Annotated in this window: 24 protein-coding genes; 5 read left to right on the top strand and 19 right to left on the bottom strand. The window is 32.6% G+C overall.

What is annotated here, in order from left to right; all coding sequences use genetic code 11:
- Positions 1 to 68: 68 nt before the first annotated feature.
- From IM744_RS17945 to IM744_RS17910, 8 genes are all read right to left on the bottom strand, one after another.
- Entirely contained in the window at positions 69 to 1259 is a 1191-nt protein-coding gene (locus IM744_RS17945) for a 3-hydroxyacyl-CoA dehydrogenase NAD-binding domain-containing protein (RefSeq protein ID WP_194509556.1), read from the bottom strand.
- Positions 1260 to 1359: 100 nt separating this feature from the next.
- Positions 1360 to 2142 (bottom strand): enoyl-CoA hydratase-related protein, encoded by a 783-nt coding sequence (locus IM744_RS17940; RefSeq protein WP_194509555.1) that lies wholly within the window; start codon positions 2140 to 2142, stop codon positions 1360 to 1362.
- 146 nt (positions 2143 to 2288) lie between these two features.
- Positions 2289 to 2789 (bottom strand): 1,2-phenylacetyl-CoA epoxidase subunit PaaD, encoded by a 501-nt coding sequence (gene paaD, locus IM744_RS17935; protein ID WP_194509554.1) that lies wholly within the window; start codon positions 2787 to 2789, stop codon positions 2289 to 2291.
- A gap of 204 nt (positions 2790 to 2993) precedes the next feature.
- Positions 2994 to 3749: a 1,2-phenylacetyl-CoA epoxidase subunit PaaC gene (gene paaC, locus IM744_RS17930; protein WP_194509553.1), complete on the bottom strand. Its 756-nt coding sequence runs from the start codon at positions 3747 to 3749 to the stop codon at positions 2994 to 2996.
- Positions 3750 to 3847: 98 nt separating this feature from the next.
- Complete coding sequence (gene paaB / locus IM744_RS17925) at positions 3848 to 4138, bottom strand: 1,2-phenylacetyl-CoA epoxidase subunit PaaB (RefSeq protein ID WP_055435018.1); 291 nt, start codon at positions 4136 to 4138, stop codon at positions 3848 to 3850.
- 77 nt (positions 4139 to 4215) lie between these two features.
- Positions 4216 to 5172, bottom strand: coding sequence for a 1,2-phenylacetyl-CoA epoxidase subunit PaaA (paaA, locus tag IM744_RS17920; protein WP_194509552.1), 957 nt, complete (start codon positions 5170 to 5172; stop codon positions 4216 to 4218).
- 177 nt (positions 5173 to 5349) lie between these two features.
- Positions 5350 to 6423 (bottom strand): FAD-binding oxidoreductase, encoded by a 1074-nt coding sequence (locus IM744_RS17915; protein ID WP_194509551.1) that lies wholly within the window; start codon positions 6421 to 6423, stop codon positions 5350 to 5352.
- 138 nt (positions 6424 to 6561) lie between these two features.
- Positions 6562 to 7131: a TetR/AcrR family transcriptional regulator gene (locus IM744_RS17910; RefSeq protein WP_194509550.1), complete on the bottom strand. Its 570-nt coding sequence runs from the start codon at positions 7129 to 7131 to the stop codon at positions 6562 to 6564.
- Between the two features lie 88 nt (positions 7132 to 7219).
- On the opposite strand from IM744_RS17910, the gene IM744_RS17905 reads away from it, so the two are divergent.
- Both IM744_RS17905 and IM744_RS17900 read left to right on the top strand, forming a co-directional pair.
- On the top strand, positions 7220 to 7525 hold the full coding sequence (locus IM744_RS17905) for a rhodanese-like domain-containing protein (protein ID WP_194509549.1): 306 nt from the start codon (positions 7220 to 7222) through the stop codon (positions 7523 to 7525).
- A gap of 93 nt (positions 7526 to 7618) precedes the next feature.
- The gene (locus IM744_RS17900) at positions 7619 to 7924 is read left to right on the top strand and encodes a rhodanese-like domain-containing protein (protein WP_194509548.1); all 306 of its coding nucleotides are present in this window, start codon (positions 7619 to 7621) and stop codon (positions 7922 to 7924) included.
- Here IM744_RS17900 and IM744_RS17895 read toward each other — a convergent pair.
- The 3 genes from IM744_RS17895 to gldB form a co-directional block, all read right to left on the bottom strand.
- Complete coding sequence (locus IM744_RS17895; protein WP_194509547.1) at positions 7919 to 8533, bottom strand: DUF4230 domain-containing protein; 615 nt, start codon at positions 8531 to 8533, stop codon at positions 7919 to 7921. The two genes, IM744_RS17900 and IM744_RS17895, sit on opposite strands and share 6 nt — an antisense overlap.
- 239 nt (positions 8534 to 8772) lie before the next feature.
- On the bottom strand, positions 8773 to 9108 hold the full coding sequence (gldC, locus tag IM744_RS17890; protein WP_194509546.1) for a gliding motility protein GldC: 336 nt from the start codon (positions 9106 to 9108) through the stop codon (positions 8773 to 8775).
- Positions 9108 to 10067, bottom strand: coding sequence for a gliding motility lipoprotein GldB (gldB, locus tag IM744_RS17885; RefSeq protein WP_194509545.1), 960 nt, complete (start codon positions 10065 to 10067; stop codon positions 9108 to 9110). The genes gldC and gldB overlap by 1 nt, the downstream gene beginning before the upstream one ends.
- A gap of 118 nt (positions 10068 to 10185) precedes the next feature.
- Between gldB and nadE the strand changes: the two genes are divergently transcribed.
- Both nadE and IM744_RS17875 read left to right on the top strand, forming a co-directional pair.
- Positions 10186 to 10974: an NAD(+) synthase gene (gene nadE, locus IM744_RS17880; RefSeq protein ID WP_194509544.1), complete on the top strand. Its 789-nt coding sequence runs from the start codon at positions 10186 to 10188 to the stop codon at positions 10972 to 10974.
- Between the two features lie 136 nt (positions 10975 to 11110).
- Positions 11111 to 11740, top strand: coding sequence for a response regulator (locus IM744_RS17875; protein ID WP_194509543.1), 630 nt, complete (start codon positions 11111 to 11113; stop codon positions 11738 to 11740).
- Here the strand turns inward: IM744_RS17875 and dnaG are convergent.
- From dnaG to IM744_RS17850, 5 genes are all read right to left on the bottom strand, one after another.
- A complete protein-coding gene (dnaG, locus tag IM744_RS17870) occupies positions 11737 to 13710 on the bottom strand; it encodes a DNA primase (RefSeq protein ID WP_194509542.1) in 1974 nt (657 codons plus the stop codon). The two genes, IM744_RS17875 and dnaG, sit on opposite strands and share 4 nt — an antisense overlap.
- A gap of 143 nt (positions 13711 to 13853) precedes the next feature.
- Positions 13854 to 14930, bottom strand: a complete 1077-nt coding sequence (locus tag IM744_RS17865) for a hypothetical protein (RefSeq protein ID WP_194509541.1) — start codon at positions 14928 to 14930, stop codon at positions 13854 to 13856.
- Between the two features lie 27 nt (positions 14931 to 14957).
- Positions 14958 to 15785 (bottom strand): hypothetical protein, encoded by an 828-nt coding sequence (locus IM744_RS17860; protein WP_194509540.1) that lies wholly within the window; start codon positions 15783 to 15785, stop codon positions 14958 to 14960.
- Positions 15772 to 16338: an RNA polymerase sigma factor gene (locus IM744_RS17855; protein ID WP_194509539.1), complete on the bottom strand. Its 567-nt coding sequence runs from the start codon at positions 16336 to 16338 to the stop codon at positions 15772 to 15774. The genes IM744_RS17860 and IM744_RS17855 overlap by 14 nt, the downstream gene beginning before the upstream one ends.
- A 141-nt stretch (positions 16339 to 16479) precedes the next feature.
- Complete coding sequence (locus IM744_RS17850) at positions 16480 to 17457, bottom strand: polyprenyl synthetase family protein (protein WP_194509538.1); 978 nt, start codon at positions 17455 to 17457, stop codon at positions 16480 to 16482.
- Between the two features lie 156 nt (positions 17458 to 17613).
- Here IM744_RS17850 and IM744_RS17845 point away from each other — a divergent pair, with 156 nt between their 5' ends.
- Entirely contained in the window at positions 17614 to 18555 is a 942-nt protein-coding gene (locus IM744_RS17845; RefSeq protein WP_194509537.1) for a T9SS type A sorting domain-containing protein, read from the top strand.
- Between the two features lie 43 nt (positions 18556 to 18598).
- Here IM744_RS17845 and rlmN read toward each other — a convergent pair whose 3' ends face one another.
- The 3 genes from rlmN to IM744_RS17830 all read right to left on the bottom strand — a co-directional run bounded on the left by rlmN (position 18599) and on the right by IM744_RS17830 (position 22237).
- The gene (rlmN, locus tag IM744_RS17840) at positions 18599 to 19639 is read right to left on the bottom strand and encodes a 23S rRNA (adenine(2503)-C(2))-methyltransferase RlmN (protein WP_194509536.1); all 1041 of its coding nucleotides are present in this window, start codon (positions 19637 to 19639) and stop codon (positions 18599 to 18601) included.
- Positions 19640 to 19801: 162 nt separating this feature from the next.
- Entirely contained in the window at positions 19802 to 20851 is a 1050-nt protein-coding gene (gene queA, locus IM744_RS17835; protein ID WP_194509535.1) for a tRNA preQ1(34) S-adenosylmethionine ribosyltransferase-isomerase QueA, read from the bottom strand.
- 159 nt (positions 20852 to 21010) lie between these two features.
- Complete coding sequence (locus IM744_RS17830) at positions 21011 to 22237, bottom strand: 3-phosphoshikimate 1-carboxyvinyltransferase (RefSeq protein WP_194509534.1); 1227 nt, start codon at positions 22235 to 22237, stop codon at positions 21011 to 21013.
- Between the last annotated feature and the right edge of the window lie 3 nt (positions 22238 to 22240).

The following is a 22240-nucleotide window of genomic DNA, read 5'->3' as shown; positions in this document are numbered from 1 at the left end:
TGTCATTGCGAGGACAAAGGACGTGGCAATCTCATTATGAGATTCTTCGCTTCACTCTGAATGACACTCTAATTAAAAAATGTTTTATTTTCTTTATTCATTTTACGTAATAATGGGCTACAACGGTATCTATCTTCGTGATATTCGTTATACAATGCATCTAATTTTGATACACACCAATCGATTCCTTTTTCGTCTGCCCAAGCTAATAGTCCTTTAGGATAGTTAACCCCTTTAGTCATTGCGCTATCTATATCTTCAGCTGACGCGATATTTAAAAATAAAGCATCTGCTGCTTCATTGATTAACATTACTAATACACGGTCGAAAATTTGATTTTTAAGAACCATTTCCTCTTCATAGGTTTCAAAAGTTCTTGAATTAGTGTGGTTGGTGTTCATTATTTTCCCATTTTGATCATAGTCGTAATAACCTTTTCCTGATTTTCGACCTAAATAGCCTGCTTCTGAAAAGCGTTTTTGGGTTAATGACGGTTTGTATCTTGGATCGAAATAGAATGCTGTAAAAACAGTTTCGGTTACTGTATAATTAACATCGTTTCCTATGAAATCCATAAGTTCGAATGCTCCCATTCTAAAATGGCCTATAGATTTTAAACTATTATCAATGGTAGCAAAATCTGCTAATCCTTCTTCGTAGATTCTTAATGACTCTCCGTAAAATGGTCTTGCTACTCTGTTTACTATAAATCCTGGAGTATCTTTAGCGACTGCAACTACTTTTTTCCAATCCTTAATAGTTTGCATTGCTTTTTCAAGCACTTCTTTTGATGTTTGAATAGCTGGAATAACCTCTACCAGTTTCATTAAAGGTGCTGGATTGAAAAAATGAATTCCAACACAACGTTCTGGTTTATTTAGTGATGCTGCAATGGATGCTATAGACAAACTAGATGTGTTTGATGCTATAATACAATCGTCTGAAACATAGCTTTCTAATTCTGAAAATACTTTTTTCTTGATGTCAAGGTTTTCAATAATTGCTTCAATAGTCAGGTTTGAATCTGCTAAATCTTTTAGGTTGTTTACGTAAGAGATGTTTGCTTGAATTCTTTCTTTTTCAGAAGTATCAATTCTTCCTTTTTCTATTAAACGCAATAATATTTTTTCAAGACTTGCCTTTGCTTTATCTAAAGCAGCTTGATTAGTATCGTATAACTTTACTTTACAACCAGAAGTTGCAGCTACTTGTGCGATGCCACTTCCCATTGTTCCAGAACCGATTACTCCTATGTTCATATTTTTTATTTTATTATGGATTCCTGCTTTCGCAGGAATGACAAAACTGATTATTTATTTTAATGAGATCCTGAATCAAGTTCAGGATGACAAGTCATAATTAATTTCCTTGAAAGTTTGGCTTACGTTTTTCGATAAATGCTGCAACACCTTCTGCATAGTCATTACTTTGAGCTGCTTCTATTTGTAATTTAGATTCTAAAGCTAATTGCGATTCTAAATCATTTGTCATCGACTTATTGAACAATTCTTTAATCATACCAAGAGCTTTTGTTGGCATATTTGCCATTTTTAAAGCTAGTTTATTAATCGTTTCGTCAAATTCTTCAGTTGGAACACATTTATAAATCATTCCCATTTTTTCAGCTTCTTCAGCTCCAATTTTATCCCCTAACATCGCTAATGCTAATGCTTTTTGAAATCCGATTAATCTTGGCAAAAAGAAAGTCCCAGCACTATCAGGTACTAAACCTATTAAACTAAAGGCTTGAATGAAACTTACTTTTTCGTGTGCTACAACAATATCACAAGCCAAAGCTATGTTTGCTCCTGCTCCTGCTGCAACGCCATTAACAGCAGCAATAACTGGTTTTTTAATTGCACGTATTCTTGTTATAATTGGATTGTAATGCTCTTCTAGTATTTTTTTAAATCCTGGGTTTAAATCTGGATCTGTAACTTCTTTTAAATCTTGACCAGCACAAAAAGCTTTCCCATTTCCTGTAAGAACGATTGCTCTCACTTCTTCATTTTTTTCACAAGCATCTAATGTGTCATGTAACAAAAACGCCATTTCACGATTGAAACTATTAAAGACTTCTGGTCTGTTTAGCGTTATGTATGCTACTTTGTTTTCAATTTTTAGCTGTATGCTTTTGCTCATTTCTTTTCTTTTATGTGGTTTCCGCATGGAGTACGGAATGACAAATTCTTCTATTTATAATCTCACTTCTGTTTTGTGAGATTCTTCACTTTGCTCTGAATGACAATCTAATTATGAGATCCCTGTCTTCGCAGGAATGACAAATATTATTTGAGACATTTAAAATAGTCAAATGGTTCTTGGCAATCGTCACACTGAAACTGTGCTTTGCATGCTGTCGAGCCAAACTGACTTACTAATCTTGTATTGGTGGAACCACATTGTGGACATTTTACAATTCGTTTTCCATGTAACAACACATCTTTATCTGCTTCTGCATTTAAAGGTGCTGCAATACCATAATCTTCTAATGCTTTTCTTCCTCTTGGTGTAATCCAATCGGTTGTCCAAGCTGGAGCTAGGATTAATTCTATTTCTGAATTATATCCTTCTGCTTTTAATGCTGCTTTAATATCGTCACCAATAACATCCATTGCTGGACAACCACTATAGGTTGGTGTTATTTGAACTTTTACAATATCATTTTCTATAACAGCTGTACGAACAACTCCCATATCCATAATTGATAATACTGGAATTTCAGGATCTGAAACTTGTTCCAGAATTGGAATTAAGATTTGGTCTATATTTTGTTCTGTTGTTGTCATATTTATTTTGAGATTCTTCGCTATGCTCTGAATAACATTCTATTTTATTTGTTCTCGATGTAATTTGCTTAAGCTGCGCTTAGCTATTTTCAATCAAAATATATTTTGATTTCAATAATTTCACAAAGCACTCGAAGTGACATTTGGTTTTTAATCGAATAACTTTTCTTTTTCGATTATGAGATTCCTGCCTTCGCAGGAATTTTACCATTCCATATTAGGATAAGCGCGCTGCATGTACTGAAGCTCTGCTAATAAATAACCTAAATGTTCTGTGTGAATTCCTTTTTTTCCTCCTTTTTGGAACCATTTAGATTCGGGAGTTTGTAATGTCGATTCGTCTAAAATGGCTTTTACTTTGTTATAGTATGCATCTTTTAATTTAGTAACATCTACACCTATTCCATCTGAAACCATTGCTATATCAGCTTCTGTTTGATGAAATAACTCGTCTGTATACGTCCATAACCCATCAATAGCATCTTGCATTTTTTGATGACTAACTTCTGTTCCATCACCTAAACGTTTTATCCAATCTGAAGAAAAACGCAAATGATAACTTACTTCTTTTATCGATTTGTTTGCTATTGCAGACAATGTTAAGTCTTTACTTTTCTGTAATTCTTGTAAAAAAAGTAAATGATACACATCGAATAAAAACTGACGTGCCATTGTGTATGCAAAATTTGTATTTGGTTGTTCTACCAACAATACATTTACATATTCTCTTTCTTTACGAAGCATTGCAATATCATCTTCGGTTCTATTATCTCCTGCAATTTTAGCTGCATATTGATAATAGCTTCTCACTTGTCCAAATAAATCTAAAGACATATTTGTACATGCAATATCTGTTTCTAGACTTGGTCCATGACCTGTTAACTCTCCTAATCTTTGTCCGAGGATTAGTGAATTATCTGCGATACCTAGAATGTATTTGTATAAGTTTTCGTTTTTCATCTTTCTAACAATTGAGACTCTTCGACTGCGCTCAGAGTGACATTTAGATTCTATTTGTGATTTACTTTCAATAATGAGGTTCCTGCCTTAGCAGGAATTTACATGTGCTTTACTTCGTCTGGTAAATCGTAAAATGTTGGATGACGATATACTTTATCGTGAGCTGGCTCAAACATTTCGCCATTATTCTCAGGATTTGATGCTGTGATGTTTTTAGATTCTACAACCCAAATACTAACACCTTCACTTCTTCTTGTGTACACATCGCGTGCATTTTCTAAAGCCATATCTTCATCTGCAGCGTGTAAACTTCCGCAGTGACGATGTTCTAATCCGTTTTTACTTCTTACAAAGACTTCCCAAAGTGGCCAGTTTTTTTTATCAGACATAATTTATATGTGTTTTTTCATCTTGTTCTCGATACAAAACTGCTAAAATGCAATTTCACTAGAACTGACAATGAAATTTAAATTGCTTGTTTTTGTTTTCTTTCTTGTTTCTTCTCTGCGTAAGCCATTGCTGCATCACGAACCCATTCTCCTTCTTCCCATGCACCAACTCGTGCTTTCATACGTTGCTTATTCATTGGTCCATGACCTTTTACTACTTGCCAGAATTCGTCCCAATTGATTTCTCCGAAATCGTAACTTTGACGCTCTTCGTTCCATTTTAAATCTGAATCTGGAATTGTCAATCCTATTAATTCGGCTTGAGGTACTGTTTGATCTATAAATTGCTGACGTAAATCGTCGTTAGACTTACGTTTTAATTTCCATTTCATAGATTGTTCGGTATGTATAGACTCTGCATCTGTAGGACCCAACATCATTAAACTTGGCCACCACCAACGGTTTAAAGCATCTTGAGCTAATTCTTTTTGCTCAGGAGTTCCATTAGCTAGCTTTATCATGATTTCGTAACCTTGACGCTGGTGAAAACTTTCTTCTTTACAAACACGAACCATTGCACGTGCATATGGTCCATAAGACGTATTACATAATGGTACTTGATTTATAATTGCTGCACCATCTACTAACCAACCTACTGCTCCCATATCTGCCCAAGTTACTGTTGGGTAGTTAAATATTGAAGAGTATTTTGCTTTTCCAGAGTGTAGTTGCTCGTATAATTCTTCGCGAGAAACACCTAGCGTTTCGCAAGCAGAATACAAATACAATCCGTGTCCTGCTTCGTCTTGTACTTTTGCCAATAAGGCTACTTTACGACGTAAAGAAGGCGCTCTTGTAATCCAGTTTCCTTCTGGAAGCATTCCTACAATTTCGGAATGTGCGTGTTGCGACATTTGCCTAATATGCGTTTTGCGATATTTTTCTGGCATCCAATCTTTTGGTTCGATTTTCTCGTCTCTTGCAATACGTGCTTCGAATTGCGTTTCTAGATTTTTTATTTGCTCTTCACTCATATTATTAAGCTTTTAGCTTCTGGCTTTTAGCCTTTAGCGTGTTGAACTTCTTTTTTTTTGGCTATTGGCTGTTGGCCTTTAGCTGTTGGCGCGTTAAGGATTGTAGCGACATCCTTTTTTATTTTTCTTAAAAAAGATATAGCAAAAAGCCTGACCCTTTAGGGTAACGCCATTATTTTAAACATCAAAGTCTACTACGACTTTGTCTGTTATTGGTACTGCTTGACAGCTTAACACCAGATTTTGTGATACTTCTTTATCGCTTAATGCGTAATTTACTTTCATTTCGACTGCGCCTTCTTTGACTTCGCATTTACAGGTGCTACAAACACCTCCTTTACATGCGAATGGCAAATCTGCACCTGCTCCTAAAGCTGCGTCTAGTATGTTGTCGTAGTCTTTGGTCATGGTGAATGAGAATTCTTTTCCGCCATCTACAATGGTTACCTCGACACCTTCTACATTTTGTTTTGCCAGACGTTCTGCCCTTTTTATGTCTTCATCTGAAAGTCCTGTAACGAATAGTTCATAATGCACTAATTCTTTTGGTAATCCTGCGTTTATTAAATACTCGCTTACGTAATTCACCATTTTTTCTGGACCGCAAAGAAAGACTTCACTAGTGTCTGGAATATCGATGAACGTTTTTGTCAGCACTTGCATTTTCTCATCATCGAATCTACCATTGAACAACTCGATATCTCGACGTTCTTTGGTTAAAAAATAGTAGATTTCAAATCTGCCAAAATATGCATTTCTAAGTTGCTCTAGTTCTTCTTTAAAGATAATGGATTTTGCTGTTTTATTTACATAAAACAATTTGCAAGTTGAATTTGGCTCAGCCTTAAGATGTGTTTTTACCATTGACAAAACTGGCGTAACACCACTGCCTGCTGCAAAGAATAAATAATTTTTTGCTTTTTCTGCGTTGATTTCAACTCCAAAATTTCCGCTTGGTGACATGACTTCAAGCTGGTCACCTGTTTTTAATTCGTCATTGACATAGGTTGAAAACTTACCATTTGGAATTAGCTTTACAGCGACTTTCCATTGGTTATCTAATGGACTTGAACAAAGCGAATACGAACGACGAATATCTTCACCACCTATATCTGCTTTTAAAGTTAAATGCTGACCTTGCCTAAATTTAAATGCATCTTGCAATTCTGATGGAACCTCAAAAGTTACTACTGAAGTATCTTCTGTTTCTTTGTATATATCTGCAACTTTTAAGTTGTGAAATTCTGCCATTTTATGACACGTATTGAACGTGCAAACTTTTAATTAAACTTTCTATTTTCATTAATAAGATTCCTGCTTTCGCAGGAATGACAAACTAAACTAACACTTGTTAGTTTAGAGAACAAAGATACAAAATATAATTCTTAATTAGTTGTTAATTCCGCCAATGAGAACTTCACTTAGGCTATTAGCTAAATCGTTTGCGTTAAGATCTTCTTTTTTTGGTATCCACAAATACAATGACCGCAAAGTGGTTAGCATTGAAAACATGATGATTTCGGGATTGCTATTCTTGATTTCTGAAGCAGAAATACCTTCTTTTATGATATTAAGAAAATTATCCTCGTACTCGTTACGAAGTTGAAGATAATAGTCTAATTGATCTTCGAGATGCATCCAATCATTATTAAGGGATGCCATTCCGTTAGTATTATTTGCTGTAATATTTACATGCAACGTTACAATACTTTCTAATTTTGAAATATTAGATGTTTCTGATTGAATGATAGTATTCATTCCGTTGGTAAATTCTTCAGCTATAGAAATGATAATAGCTTTGAGGATTTCTTGTTTAGAATTTATATGATTGTAAAGGCTTGCTGCTTTGATTCCCATTGCTGTTGCCAAATCACGCATAGTCACAGCGCTGTATCCTTTTTCTTTAAACAGTTTTGATGCTGTATTTATGATTTCGTCTTTTCTAGTTTCTGTTTTCATATGGTTGAGGAAGATAAAAAAAATATGTTGTAACTAATGTTACTTATCTTTTGAAATAAATGAAGGTAATTTGTAAAAAAAATAAATTATGGGATTATTAAATACATTATTTGGTAACAAAGGTGATAAAATTAAAGATTTTCAATCAAGAGAAGCAGTAATAATAGACGTTAGAACAAAAGGAGAATATAGTCAAGGTGCAATTCCTGGATCTAAAAACATTCCTTTGCAAGTGATTAACAGCAAAATAAGTGACATAAAAAAACTGAATAAACCAGTGATTACCTGTTGTGCAAGCGGAATGCGTTCTGGCAGTGCTGCAAGTATTTTGAAAGCGCAAGGTATTGAAGCAATTAATGGTGGAGGCTGGTTAAGCTTAAGTAAAAAGCTATAGTTCCCATCTTTTAACGTTTCCGAAGTAAAAGAAACTCTTGCGATAAACTTTTAAGTTCTATTGGTAATTTGTAAATTTAAACAAAAAGACGTTATGGGATTTTTAAGTTTTATTTTTGGCGCTAAAAAGCGACAAGTTGAAGAATACATTAATAATGGAGCGGTTATTTTAGATGTGAGAACGCAACGCGAATGGGATAAAGGTCATGTTGAAAATTCGGTTCATATTCCATTAGATGAATTGAATAATCGTGTTAACGAAGTCAAAGCACTAAACAAACCCATTATTGCATGTTGTGAAAGTGGTGTTCGTTCTGCAAAAGCTGCTAAATTTCTAAACCTTCATAATATAAACGCTATTAATGGTGGTGGCTGGGCTAGCGTTAAGAATAAACTATAATTTCAAGCCTTGAAATGCTTCTGTTGATTCTATAGGATTCTCATTATACTCTAAGGTCCAACCCATGGTATTGGTGAGAATGTAAAATTTAGCTAGTTCACTAATTAACCTATTTTTTGCGTTTGATTTTAAATCTGAAGCTTCAATTTTTTTCATTAGTGATTTGTTCACTGTTTTTTTTATTTCATTATAATCTTTAGCTTCAAATTGATTTAGAAAATCTGCTTGGATGTCATAATATTCAAAATCTGGACTGATTTTTATTTCTTCCTTTGGAATACTTACAATGCGAACTGTTTTGGTTAACTCATCAACTTCATATTCAATAAGGCTTAAATCATAACTAATAGTAACATCTGCATTTACGATGACTATTGCTCTTTTTTCTGCTTCTAATAAATCGCCAAAAACTGCTTTTGAATTTTTATATGTGAAGACTTCACTAAAATGACCTTCAGTCACTACAAGTTTACCTACATTTTTTATTTGCTCTTGAATGAGCGCTGTATTTTCTAGAAGTGTGATTTTTTCCTCCTTTTTATCTTCACAATATTTAAATGTGAAGAGAACCACCAATGTAATAACGACGCCAAAAAGAGTTTTTCTCATATGCTAAAATAAAGAAAAATCTTTATTTTTAGATTCTTGCTTTCATAGGAAAGACAAATTAAAATAAAAGTTAGACACAAGAGCATCTAACAACGTTAGTTTTTTTTACATAAAAAAAACATTAGTTTTCTTCGACATATGAAGCCTAACTAACGTTTTTTATTGAATTGACAGCAAAGCAAAATTAATAAGATTATGAAATAGATACGTTATCTAAATATTAACCAATTATTAAATCACTATTTTTCTTTGAGTTCTAATTTTTCAGCAAAATAATCACAGAAATCTTTCATTGTTGCTGACATTTTTTCATCCTGAGTCGCTCTTTGAAACGTATTACTCATTTCTACAAGCGTTTGATGAAAAAACTGTTTCATTTCATCAACAGGCATATCTTTTGTCCACAAATCTATACGTAACGTTTCTTTGGCTTTTGCGTCCCAAACTGAAAGCATCATTGCTTTTGCTTCTTGGTTTGAAATCCCTCCATCTTCTGCGGTCCAATGTAATTTTTCTGGAACTTTGTTTTCGTCAAGCTCTATATTAAGTTCTATTTTTGATGTATGTTTTGCCATTATTTGGATGGTTTATAATTTGATTTGTTAAATATATCTATTGCATCGGTTTGCATCATTTCTTGTAAAGACACCTCATTATTTTTCATATATGCTTTTACTATTTGCCAACCAATGAATTGCCCAAGTCGTCCTGGAGTTTCATTATCTAATTCTAATTGAAATTTTGAAAAAGGCGCATCTGCAATAAAACGCGCAGGCAAAGAACTATCTGTATTATAGAGCATTTCATTTTCCACAAATTCTGTCCAAATCATATCCTCATTCGTATTTGCAAAATCTAATTGCTCTTGCGTGTATCCAATTTTTTCGGCATCGGTTTTAAATGGAATGACCTTATCTTTGAAATACAGCTGTTTTCCGAAGAAAATCATCTCATCCAGAAACGTCTTTTTTTGTGATTGAAAAATTTGTTTTTCGGCATACTCCTTCGCCAAATCGACAACTAATTGAGAAGGCTTAAGGTTTTGAGCTATATATTTAGGAAAATTCCCATAAAACTTGTGATCTGCTCCTAAATAATTATCAACTGCTAAAAGCACCACGGTATCTGTGACCACTTGCTTCTCTCTGTAATGAACATAATTTGTGAATACAATAACACGTGGTTCTTTAAATGTCTTATTGTAATATTTTAAATGCTGAAATAGGCCTTCAATTTCATTTGTTTCTGTTTTGAAATCACCAAATTTCTCTTTTGCAGCATTATTAAGTTCAATTTGAAAAGAATCTTTCATTTGCTCAATAAATACTGAATCTGGAATTCTAGACGAAAAGAAAAAAGGAAAGGTCTTTTTAAGCTTACCTAAATCTTCTGGTTTAGCCTCTGCAAAAGCACGATCAAAACGTTCAACCGTAACATTGGTATCAATTTTTGAAATTTCTTCTTCTACAGCATCTTCATTTTTACAACTATAAAAAGCTAATAGAGTAAGTGTAAATAGTATTATTTTTTTCATGTATAGGGTTTTCAAAAACTTCATAAAAAGTAAATATGTTTTACTAACGTGATTTTTGAACTTATCTTATTATTTTTGTTGGACAAAGGTACTATTCTTTAAATAAAAACTCATTACAATGCAAACAGAAAAAGTTGTTGATCATATCGTAAATTGGCTAAAAGACTATGCTACTAAAGCAGGTGTAAATGGTTTTGTAATTGGTATATCTGGAGGTGTAGATTCTGCAGTAACCTCAACATTATGTGCAAAAACTGGCTTAGATCTTCTTTGTATTGAAATGCCTATTCACCAAGCAGCTAGCCATGTAAGTAGAGCTCAAGAGCACATTACTCAATTAAAACAACGTTTTTCTAATGTAAAAGACACAAGAGTTGACCTTACTCCTGTTTTTGAAGAGTTTAAAACCGAAGTTTCTCTAGAAGGCAAACAAACTACTGTAGACATGGCATTGGCTAATACTAGAGCTAGATTAAGAATGACTACACTTTATTATCATGCTGGACTACTCGGACTTTTAGTTGCAGGAACTGGAAATAAAGTTGAAGATTTTGGAGTAGGTTTTTATACAAAATATGGAGATGGTGGTGTTGATTTGAGCCCTATTGCAGACCTTATGAAATCTGAAGTTTATAACATAGGTGAATATCTCCAAGTGCCAGAATCAATTATGAAAGCTGCACCAAGTGACGGTTTATTTGGTGATGCTAGAAGCGATGAAGATCAAATAGGAGCTTCTTATCCAGAACTAGAGTGGGCTATGACTATGAAAGATGAAGGGAAAACAGCAGATGATTTTGAAGGACGTCAAAAAGAAGCTTTTCAAATTTTCATGAGGTATAATCGCTCTAATACCCACAAAATGATAGCAATACCGATTTGTGAAATTCCTAAAAATTTAAAATAATAGCTGAGATAATCACAAAAAACAGTTCACTCTATTGGTTTTTTTTGTAATTTTGTATTGCAAATCTCCACACTCTTGAATTTATTTAACATAAGTTCTGGTATTCTATACTAACTAACCAATTTAAATATGTATCATGATTAAGGTATTAGTCGTTGACAACCATCCTATCGTAACTACTGGATTTCAATTATTGTTCGAAAATCATGACGAGATTCGAGTGATAGGAACTGTTGCTACTGGTGTTGAGATTTTTGATTTTGTAAGAAATAATGACGTTGATGTTATTGTTTCTGAAATTGAACTACCAGAACTCAATGGAATAACCGCACTAAGAGCTATCAAAAAAGAATATAGTAAGATTAACATTATCATGTTTAGCTACCATCCTGAAGAGATTTATGCCATTAGCACAATTAAAGCTGGAGCTTCTGGTTATGTTTCAAAATCTGAATCTACAGATGTTATCATTAAAGCAATCAAGAGCGCCTATAATGGTGAAATACATTTAAGTGAAAAGATGTCTAAGCATCTTAATTACAATGATACTAAACAATCAAAAAGTAGAATCTACAAGCGCTTATCTACTCGGGAAGTTGAAGTTTTAAAATTATTGTCATCTGGTAAAAAGAACAAAGAAATTGCTAAAGAGCTTGATATCAACGAGAAAACGGTAAGTACTTATAAAGCGAGACTTTTCAAAAAACTAAATGTCACAAACCTTATAGATTTAGTGAATCAAGGTAAGCATATGGATTTAACCTAGACTTTTCCACCTACAACTTTACCCAGCTTTCTAGAGAGTAGCATTTTTAAACCTAAATAATCTTTAACGTCCTCTAAAATACTGCGAGTATTTGCACCTTCTCTTAAGGTGTCATTTTGATATTCAGACACTTTTTTATCAATCAAGTAACAACGTAAGGTTAATATTGTTTGTGTTACTAATTGGGCAATTGACTGTGATTTTTCTTTCGGAATAATATGATTACGCTCCCAATCATGCAATGTGTAACGCTCATCATTCATTAAAATAGTCGTCACATCATTTGCCAACTCCTGATCCAATTTATTAACAAAATTACTTGTAGAGAATTCAGGTTCTTGATGCAAAGTATCTATGATTGAATAATACAACGTCTTAAAATTGGCGTTTGTAAACTGCATCTCGTCTTCTTGTAAATCCAAATATATTTTCTCAAATACTTTTGCATTATGAATTACGGGTTCTAATTTTAGTTCTCCACCGTCTGATTCTTTTAAAACCAAATCTTCAAAATCCTCAATCTCTGTTCCGTAGAGCAATAGAATTTCAATTATTTTACGCTCTAATTCGTATTGCAAATCTATTTTTTGAGCTTTAGGCTCTGATTTTACAACTTGAAATCTATTTTGTTTTTGCTCATTTTTATAGCTTTTATTGGTTTCTTGAACACCTTTTTTATTTATTTGAGCTAGAGTAGTAAATAAGACATCCTCACTTATATCCATGATACGTGAACATTCTTGAATATAGATTTCCTTTTTTATTTGGTCTGGAATTTTAGAAATACTATTTACAATATCTCTAATTGTTTCTGCTTTTTTTATGGGATCATTATTAGCCTCTTTTACCAACAATGAAGCTTTAAATTGAATAAAATCCTTAGAATTTTCGTCAAGATAAGTTGTTAACTCTTCTAATGTATTTTGTTTTGCAAAACTATCTGGATCCTCACCTTCTGGAAAACCACAGACTTTTACATTCATTCCTTGTTCAAGAATTAAATCAATACCACGAATAGATGCTCTAATTCCTGCAGCATCACCATCAAAAAGTACTGTTATGTTATTTGTTAATCGGTTTACAAGTCTTATTTGCTCTGGAGTTAAAGCTGTACCAGAAGATGCTACCACATTTGTAATTCCGGTTTGATGAAATTGAATCACATCTGTATAGCCTTCCACTAAATAACAGTTATCTTCTTTAGCGATTGATTGTTTTGCGTGATAAATTCCGTAGAGAATTTTACTTTTATGATACACTTCACTCTCAGGAGAGTTCATGTATTTAGCAGCTTTTTTATCAATTTTTAAAATGCGTCCTCCAAATCCTAAAATACGACCACTCATACTATGAATAGGAAACATGACACGTCCTTTAAAACGATCAAACTTTTTATCTGGCTTAACAATTGATAATCCTGTTTTTTCAAGAAAGTCTAATTGATAGCCTTGTTTTAAAGCCTCATCAGTAAAAGCTTGCCACTCGTCAAGCGAATACCCTAAATTGAATTTCTTTATAGTTTCATTTGTAAATCCACGTTCTTTAAAATAACTCAAACCAATAGCTTGACCTTGATCTGTTTTAAATAAGATACGTTCAAAGTATTGTTTTGCAAATTCATTAACCAAGTACAAACTCTCACGCTCATTAGCTTCTTGCTTTTGCTCGTCTGTTTGTTCGGTCTCTTCTATTTCAATATTATATTTTTTGGCGAGGTATTTTATAGCTTCCGGATAAGTAAAATGTTCATGCTCCATCAAAAAGGTAACTGCGTTCCCTCCTTTTCCACTAGAAAAATCTTTCCAAATTTGTTTTACAGGAGACACTACAAAACTCGGAGAGCGTTCATCACTAAACGGACTCAAGCCTTTAAAATTAGTACCCGCTTTTTTTAACTGGACAAAATCGCCAATAACCTCCTCAACGCGAGCGGTTTCAAATACTTGTTCTATAGAGGATTTTGATATCATTTTTTGTTATTATGAATGCAGAAATTTGACCTGAATATGACTATTTTTTGAGGTATCAAATTTCTGAAGAAAGAATATGTAAATGTAAAAAAAAAGCTCCATTACTAAAGTAAATGAAGCTTTTAATTGGATATTAAAATAGACTAATCCAAATCAAATCTTAATCCTATTGATAGATTGTGCTGATCAAACGTTTGATCCTCAAATATAGGATTCAAATCATATTTTGCATAAATACCTAAACCATCATAACCTACATAAGCACTCAAACCATAAACAAAAGGAGTTGCATTATAACTACGTCTTATTTTTTGTTTAACGCGATTTCCATCTTCTTCATATCGTAGTTTTTGTTGTGTACCAATATTAAAACCTGCATATCCTCCAACACCTACTTTAAAATGATTTTCTGTACTGTATCTAAAATAATTTTTGCGTTCTATTTTTTTAGATGGTCCAAACTCAAAATGAATTGGGAAAACTAAATTTGTTATTCTAAATTCTGATTCTTTTAATTCACTTGGAAAAGCTTCTAAAGTTGTTACATTTCCGTCTTGAACAAAATAACGATCATTTTTAGGTGTTAACTTATTCCATTGAAATGAGAAACCGTATTTTAAACGCACTGCGTTAGACTCTTTAAAAAGTCTTGTTTTCCAGGCAACACCTAATTCTATAAATCCAGATCCAGCAAAAGAGTATTCATCTCCAATATCTTGACCTTCGCCAATAGCATTATTAAATCCTGCTGCTAAAACTAAATCACTGCTAGTTCGCTTGTCATAAACTCTGGTTTTATTTTTTGAATTTATATTGATTCCTGTGAATCTACCTATACTAATCCCAAACTGATTTGTTTCATCAGAATATCCAGCATCATTTCGTTCTAACAAAGCAATCTTATTATCAATAATTGCAATGCGATTCTCAATATTTAGAGCACGTTTTTTTGCTGCTTCTTTTTTTAATTTTTGAGCTTCAGATTCGGTTATATCTCCAGCCTCTAGTCTATTATTAATGTTTTCTACTTCTGCTTTTAAAAACTCGCGTTCTTCGGTTTCAATGGTCTTTTTAAGTTCAATTAACTTCTCTATTTCAAAACCATTTTCCTTCCATGAAATACTAGTTTTTGTCGAGTCTTGTTGTGTTTCTTGTGCACTTACATTGCTTACGATTAAGCATAGGAATAGTAGCACTACTGTTTTTGTGATAGTGTTCATAATGTTTGTTTTTAAATTGATGATTATTTAATTGTTGCGCTCAGCCACTGCAGTTTTGACTGATTCGAAACCTGATTTTAAGCCTTCAAATACTTTAGTTCTAAACGATTGTTCCAGATCATCTTCAACGTCTTGAAGTAAAGCATCTGCATCTACCGTTCTTGTAGTTTCATTATATATTCGTTCTCTTAAAATATCTCTTTCTGCTTGTTTTAATAGGTTTTCAATTTCGGTATCTGTAACTATACCATTTTTAATTTCTAACTTTTTAATTTGGTTAACAACCTCTATCGCTTTTGCTTCTTCAAAGGTTAGTATACTTACTGGAGATTGAACTTTTTTATTAGTGTCTGTATTTAAATTTGCTACAGCTTGTTTTGTTTCATTTACACTAATAAGTTCATCTTTTATTGACTTATCAATCTCATTTTCTGTTTTATTATTTATAGATTGATTAGAAGTCGTAGCTAACTTAGGTTCGTTTTTGATTGATGATTTAATATGATTAATTTCTTTTTCGACTTTATTCTCTTCGGAAATTTTAGTAACAACTTCCTCTTCAACAGCTTCATTAGTATCTTTTGCATCCACGTTATAAGGAGACGTTTTGATATTAGTATCGACTATAGTTGGTTCTCCAAGTTGATTTTCCGAAGAATTAAACATTACAGTAGTTACTAATAACACACCTATGATACTAGCTGCGATACTTATATAAAATAATAAGCCTCTTTTATTTTTTTTATCATTTGCATTAAGATCTGTAGACAATTTATCCCAAGCTCCAATTGAAGGCTGTACGGTTCTCTTCTCTAACTTATCTTTTATATTTTCTTCAAACTTAATTGGTGCCATAACTTGTTGTATTTATGTCCTTAATTTTTTTCTGAAGCATTTGTCGTGCTTTAAATAATTGCGATTTTGAGGTACCTTGAGAAATATTCAAGATGTCTGCAATTTCTTGATGCTTGTAACCTTCAATTGCGTACATGACAAATACCATTTTATAACCTTCTGGAAGTTCATCAATGATTTGTTGAATTTGAGCTACTTCAATTTGTGAATCTACATTATTGTAATGCTCTTGATGAATTGTTTCATCTTCAACCGAAAATTCTACATGCTTTTCTTGTCGTAAAAAAGAAATAGATTCTCTAACCATGATGCGTCTTAACCATCCTTCAAAACTTCCTTCATTTTTGAAATTTTTAAGATTTGTAAACGCTTTGAAAAACCCTTTTAACATCACTGACTCTGCATTTTGCATGTCTTTTATATAATAGCGACATATACTAAGCATTTTTGGTGCGTGAATTTCAAACAGTGTGTGTTGAGCATCACGCTTGCCTTTCGCTGCTCTTTTAATGAGCGTCGTATTATTTTTATGATGTAATTGAATTACTTTCAAAATAACTGTCGTTTGGTCTTCTATTTATAAAGACGCAATAGTTGTGCAAATGGTTGCCTTGAGATTAAAAAAAAAGTTAAATTTTAATCTTAATATTTTTAATTATCTGAATAACAGTAAAATAAACTTTAAATAATAAAGCTATTTTTTTCTATTAATAACATAATTGACCATTAATTCTAATGATGTTTTGTATTGAGATTCGGGATATGTGTTTAATATACTTAAAGCTTCTGTTTGAAATTGTTTCATTTTTTCAATGGCATAATCAAGTCCATTGTTAGATTTCACAAACGTTATAACTTCTTTTACTCTTTTTTTATCCTTATTATGATTTTTAATAGAATTGATGATCCAAGACTTTTCTTTTTTAGAGCAGTTATTTAGAACATGAATTAAGGGAAGTGTCATTTTTTGTTCTTTGATATCAATACCTGTTGGTTTCCCAATTGCCTCATCACCATAATCAAACAAATCATCTTTGATTTGAAATGCCATACCAATGAGTTCTCCAAACTTTCGCATAGATTCTACGTGTTCTGAATTTGGCTTAACTGAAGCAGCACCTAAACTACAACAAGCAGCAATAAGTGTCGCAGTTTTTTGCCTGATGATTTCGTAATAAATATCCTCAGTAATATCTAATTGTCTTGCTTTTTCGATTTGAAGTAATTCTCCTTCGCTCATTTCGCGAACAGCAACCGATATGATCTTTAATAAATCAAAATCATTATTATCTATTGAAAGTAACAATCCTTTAGAGAGCAGAAAATCACCAATAAGAACTGCTATTTTATTTTTCCAAAGTGCATTGACTGAGAAAAAACCTCTTCTACGATTACTATCATCTACAACATCATCATGAACTAAAGTTGCTGTATGTATTAATTCAATAACCGAAGCCCCTCTGTAAGTACGTTCACTAACCTGACCATTATCGACCATTTTAGCAACTAAAAACACGAACATTGGTCGCATTTGTTTCCCTTTTCGGTTTACTATATAGTGTGTTATACGATTTAATAACGCAACCTTACTCGACATAGATAGTAGAAACTTTTGTTCAAAGAGTTCCATCTCATAGGCAATAGGTTGTTTTATTTGTTCGGTTATTTTCAAGTATATATACTTTTTTAAGTTGATTTTACAAAATTACTAATTAAGACCTTACCGTTTTGAATTACTGATAATAATTAGTTAAAACTTATGACTAAGTTAAATCTCTAATGTATTTTTTTTATATTTAATTATTAATCAATTTAAAACTCAAAATTTATGAAAAAAATTACTCTACTATTTTTAATGTTATTAGCATTTACTTTTGGTAATGCTCAAGAAACAATCTCATTTGAAGCTCCAGCCTATACGCTTGGAGATGTTTATGGTCAAAATGGCTGGACAACTACAGGAGATGGTGCAGGAGGCTTTATTACTAACCAAGTTATTAGTGATGAACAATCTTCAGATGGCTCATATTCTGTGAAAATTGTTCCAGAAGCTGCATTTGGCGGTCAAGATGCTCCTGTAGTAGGGGCTTTTTATGATTATGCTACTCCTGTTTCTTATGTTGATGCTGTTTTCTCTGCAGATTTATATCTTGATACTTTTGATTCTTCAACTACTTCTGATTTCATTTTTGGATTTGTAAATTTAACTGATGGTGCATATATTACTTATGTAAGATTTACTTATACAGGTGACATAAGTGTATTAGCAGATGATGGTACAGGTACTGATACAATTATTCTTGATGACACTTTAACAGATTGGACACCTCTAACTTGGTTCAATTTACGTACTGAGTTTACTGCAGGTGGTGGTATTGAAGTTTTTATAGATGACGTATCTATATATACAGGACTTGTTGCTACTCCAAACTCTGATGTAGAACAATTCAGATTTTCTCATGACAACTATGGAGGTTTTGCTCACATGGATAATTTTAGAACTAATGATGAAGAACTTTCTATTGCTGAATTTGACCTTAATTCATTTACTCATTTTTACAATAACAACACTAAGCAGTTAAAGTTAAACTCTCCTCAGAACAATCTAAATAACGTAGAAATTTATGATGTTCTAGGAAAACGTGTTATCAATAAAAACATGAGCGGAAATGAGGATTCTATTGAATTATCAACACTTAAAAATGGTATTTACTTAGCTAGAGTAAATACTGAAAATGGTACTAAAACCATTAAATTTATAAAAAGTTAAATACATTATATTACAAAAAAAGCGACCAAATGGTCGCTTTTTTTTATGCTTTATTAGCAAGTTGCCCACAAGCAGCATCAATATCTTTACCTCTAGAACGCCTAACGGTTACCGTAATATTATTAGCTTCTAACATAGACACATACATATCTATTGCTTTTGATTTTGCTTGCTGAAATTCGCCATCATCAATAGGGTTATATTCTATTAAATTAACTTTACTTGGTGCAAATTGACAGAATTTAATCAAGGCTTCAACATCATTTTTAGTATCATTTATACCATCCCAAACGACATACTCATAAGTAATTCTATTTTTGGTTTTCTCATACCAATAGACTAATGCTTCTCTTAAATCTGCCAAAGGAAACGTCGCATTAAATGGCATTATAGATGTTCTAATTTCATCAATCGCAGAATGCAGAGATACAGCTAATTTAAATTTCACCTCGTCATCTGCCATTTTCTTGATCATTTTAGGCACACCAGATGTGGAAACCACAATACGTTTTGGCGACATTGCTAGACCTTCTGGTGATGTAATTTTATCTATGGCTTTGAGTACATTGTTGTAATTCATGAGAGGCTCTCCCATACCCATAAATACAATATTACTTAAAGGCCTATTATGGTATAATCTACTCTCTTTATCTATAGCAACGACTTGATCATAAATTTCATCTGGATTAAGGTTTCGCATACGTTTTAAACGTGATGTTGCACAAAACCTACAATCTAAACTGCAACCTACTTGACTAGAAACACATGCAGTGGTACGGTTTTTAACAGGAATCAAAACAGATTCTACAATTAACCCATCATGCAATCTTACAGCATTTTTAATGGTACCATCACTACTCTTTTGCATTTGATCAACTTTGATATGATTAATAACAAAGTTGCTTTCTAACATGTCTCTAGTTGCTATGGAGAGATTAGTCATATCTTCAAAAGTATGAGCGCCTTTGCTCCACAACCATTCGTAAACTTGATTTCCACGGAATGCTTTATCTCCTTCTTCAACAAAAAAGTCTCTTAATTGCACTTTTGTTAATGCTCGTATGTCTTTCTTTTTAATATCCATAGATGTCTTAATTATTTAAGCTCAAAATTCACTTTAATAATAATGCAAAGGTAATCAAACCATTTTTCTGTTAATGATATGGCTTAAAAGTTTAAAATTTCCGAAGCATAAAAAAAGCCTTACTGTGACATAAGGCTTCTATTTATAATTTATAATGATGTTTTAGATAATCAACATCGCATCACCATAAGTGTAAAAACGATATTTTTCTTTAACCGCTTCTTCGTAAGCTCTTTTCATAAAATCATGACCTGCAAATGCAGATACCATCATCAATAATGTAGATTTTGGTGTATGAAAATTTGTAATCATACTGTTAGCGATACTAAACTCATAAGGAGGAAAGATAAATTTATTAGTCCATCCTGTAAACTCATTTAATGTTCCGCTAGACGATACACAACTTTCTACAGCACGCATTGCAGTTGTTCCTACAGCACATACACGTCTTTTTTCAGCAATACCTCTATTAATGATATCTGTAGCTGGTTTTGTAACATAAATCTCTTCGCTATCCATTTTGTGCTTAGATAAATCTTCAACCTCAACTGGGTTAAAAGTTCCTAAACCAACGTGAAGCGTTACTTCTGGTAAGTGAACACCTTTAATTTCTAAACGCTTTAGTAAATGCTTAGAAAAGTGCAAACCTGCTGTTGGTGCTGCTACTGCGCCTTCATTTTTAGCAAAAATAGTTTGGTAACGTTCTGCATCTTCTGGCTCAACTTCTCTTTGAATATATTTAGGAAGTGGAGTTTCTCCAAGCTCAGTTAATTTTTTTCTAAATTCATGGTAAGAACCGTCATATAAGAAACGTAATGTTCTACCTCTTGAAGTTGTATTATCAATAACCTCAGCAACTAAAGTTTCATCGTCACCAAAATACAATTTATTACCAATTCTAATTTTACGTGCTGGATCAACTAAAACATCCCAAAGACGTTGTTCTTCATTTAGTTCTCTCAATAAAAAAACCTCTATTCTTGCACCAGTTTTTTCTTTATTACCATATAAACGTGCAGGAAACACTTTGGTATTATTCAAAATCATCACATCACCTTCATCAAAATAATCGATGACATCTTTAAATAGTTTGTGCTCGATGGTTTGATTTTTTCTATCCAAAACCATTAGTCTTGACTCGTCTCTAATATCTGAAGGACGCTCAGCTAATAATTCATCTGGAAGATCAAAATGGAAGTGTGATAATTTCATAAGTTATTGTTTAATTATTTTTATGTCGAATATAAATTTAGCAATTCAAAAAAGTATCAATTTCTAATACTTGTTACTAATTGCAATTATATCGCATACGTTTTTACAAGTCGCAAATATACAATCTCAACATAGGCCTTGTCAAGTAAAACGCAGTATTTATTTAGAAAATTTAAAACCGAGTGTTTCTAAGTCATCCCAAAACGTTGGATATGATTTGGAAACCACCATATAATCTTCAATATTTAAATGAGTTTTAAGAGCTAAAGGCGCAAAAGCCATTGCCATTCTATGGTCGTTATATGTAGCAATAGCAACGTTTGTATTGATTTTTGACGTTTTGTATAATGTTAGAGAATCATTGGTAATATCAATCTTAGCTCCTAATTTTTGAAGTTCATTTTGAAGCGCGACCAATCTATCGGTTTCTTTGATTTTTAAGGTATGTAAACCAGTAAGATGACATTTAATCCCTAAACCTAAGCATGTAACTGCAATTGTTTGAGCAATATCTGGAGAATTATTAAGCTGAAATTCTACGGAATCACTTACTGACTTCTCCCCTTTTTTAAGCAAAATAGAATGGCCTTGAAAAATGGCTTCTACTCCAAATGATTTATAAATTTCTGCTAATACAGAATCTCCTTGCAAGGATTTTTCGTTATATGATGATAATTTCACTTCTGTCCCAACAGGACTTAAAGCCACAATACTATAAAAATAGGATGCAGAAGACCAATCTGACTCTACAGTAAGGCTTTTTGTTTTAAGCGCGTCTCTTTTTGGCTTTACAACAATTACTTGATCTTCAAATGTTGTTTGTATCCCAACCTGATTTAATAAATCAAGTGTCATATTTATATATGGAATAGATGTTATTTCACCATCAAGAGTTAATTCCAGTCCGTTTTCTAAACTCGACGCTATTAATAATAATGCTGAAATATACTGACTACTCACATTAGCATTTAAAGTCACCTTAGATTTAGTAAGCGTTTTCCCCTTTATACTAATTGGCGGACAACCATGTGTTTCTAAATAAGAAATCTCTGCTCCTAATTGATTCAAAGCATCAACCAAAATCTCAATTGGTCTCTCTTTCATTCGTTTAGAACCCGTAAGCACAACTTCTCTACCTTCTTTACTCGCAAAATAGGCAGTTAAGAAACGCATCGCAGTTCCTGCATGGTGAATATCAATTATTTTTTCTTCGGAAGCTAAAGCCTTTTGCATCACCTCAGAATCGTCAGAGTTTGAAACGTTACCAACCTCTAATTCTGGATATAATGCTTGAAGTAATAACAATCTATTAGACTCGCTTTTAGAGCCAGTAATTGTAATCTTAGATTGTTTCTTTATTGAAGATTTGTGAAGTTGTATTGTCATAAA

This window comes from Psychroserpens luteus (assembly GCF_015319355.1).
Taxonomy (GTDB): Bacteria; Bacteroidota; Bacteroidia; order Flavobacteriales; family Flavobacteriaceae; genus Psychroserpens; species Psychroserpens luteus.
The sequence above is the reverse complement of the archived record's forward strand: the minus strand, read 5'-3'. Positions and strand labels throughout refer to the sequence as shown.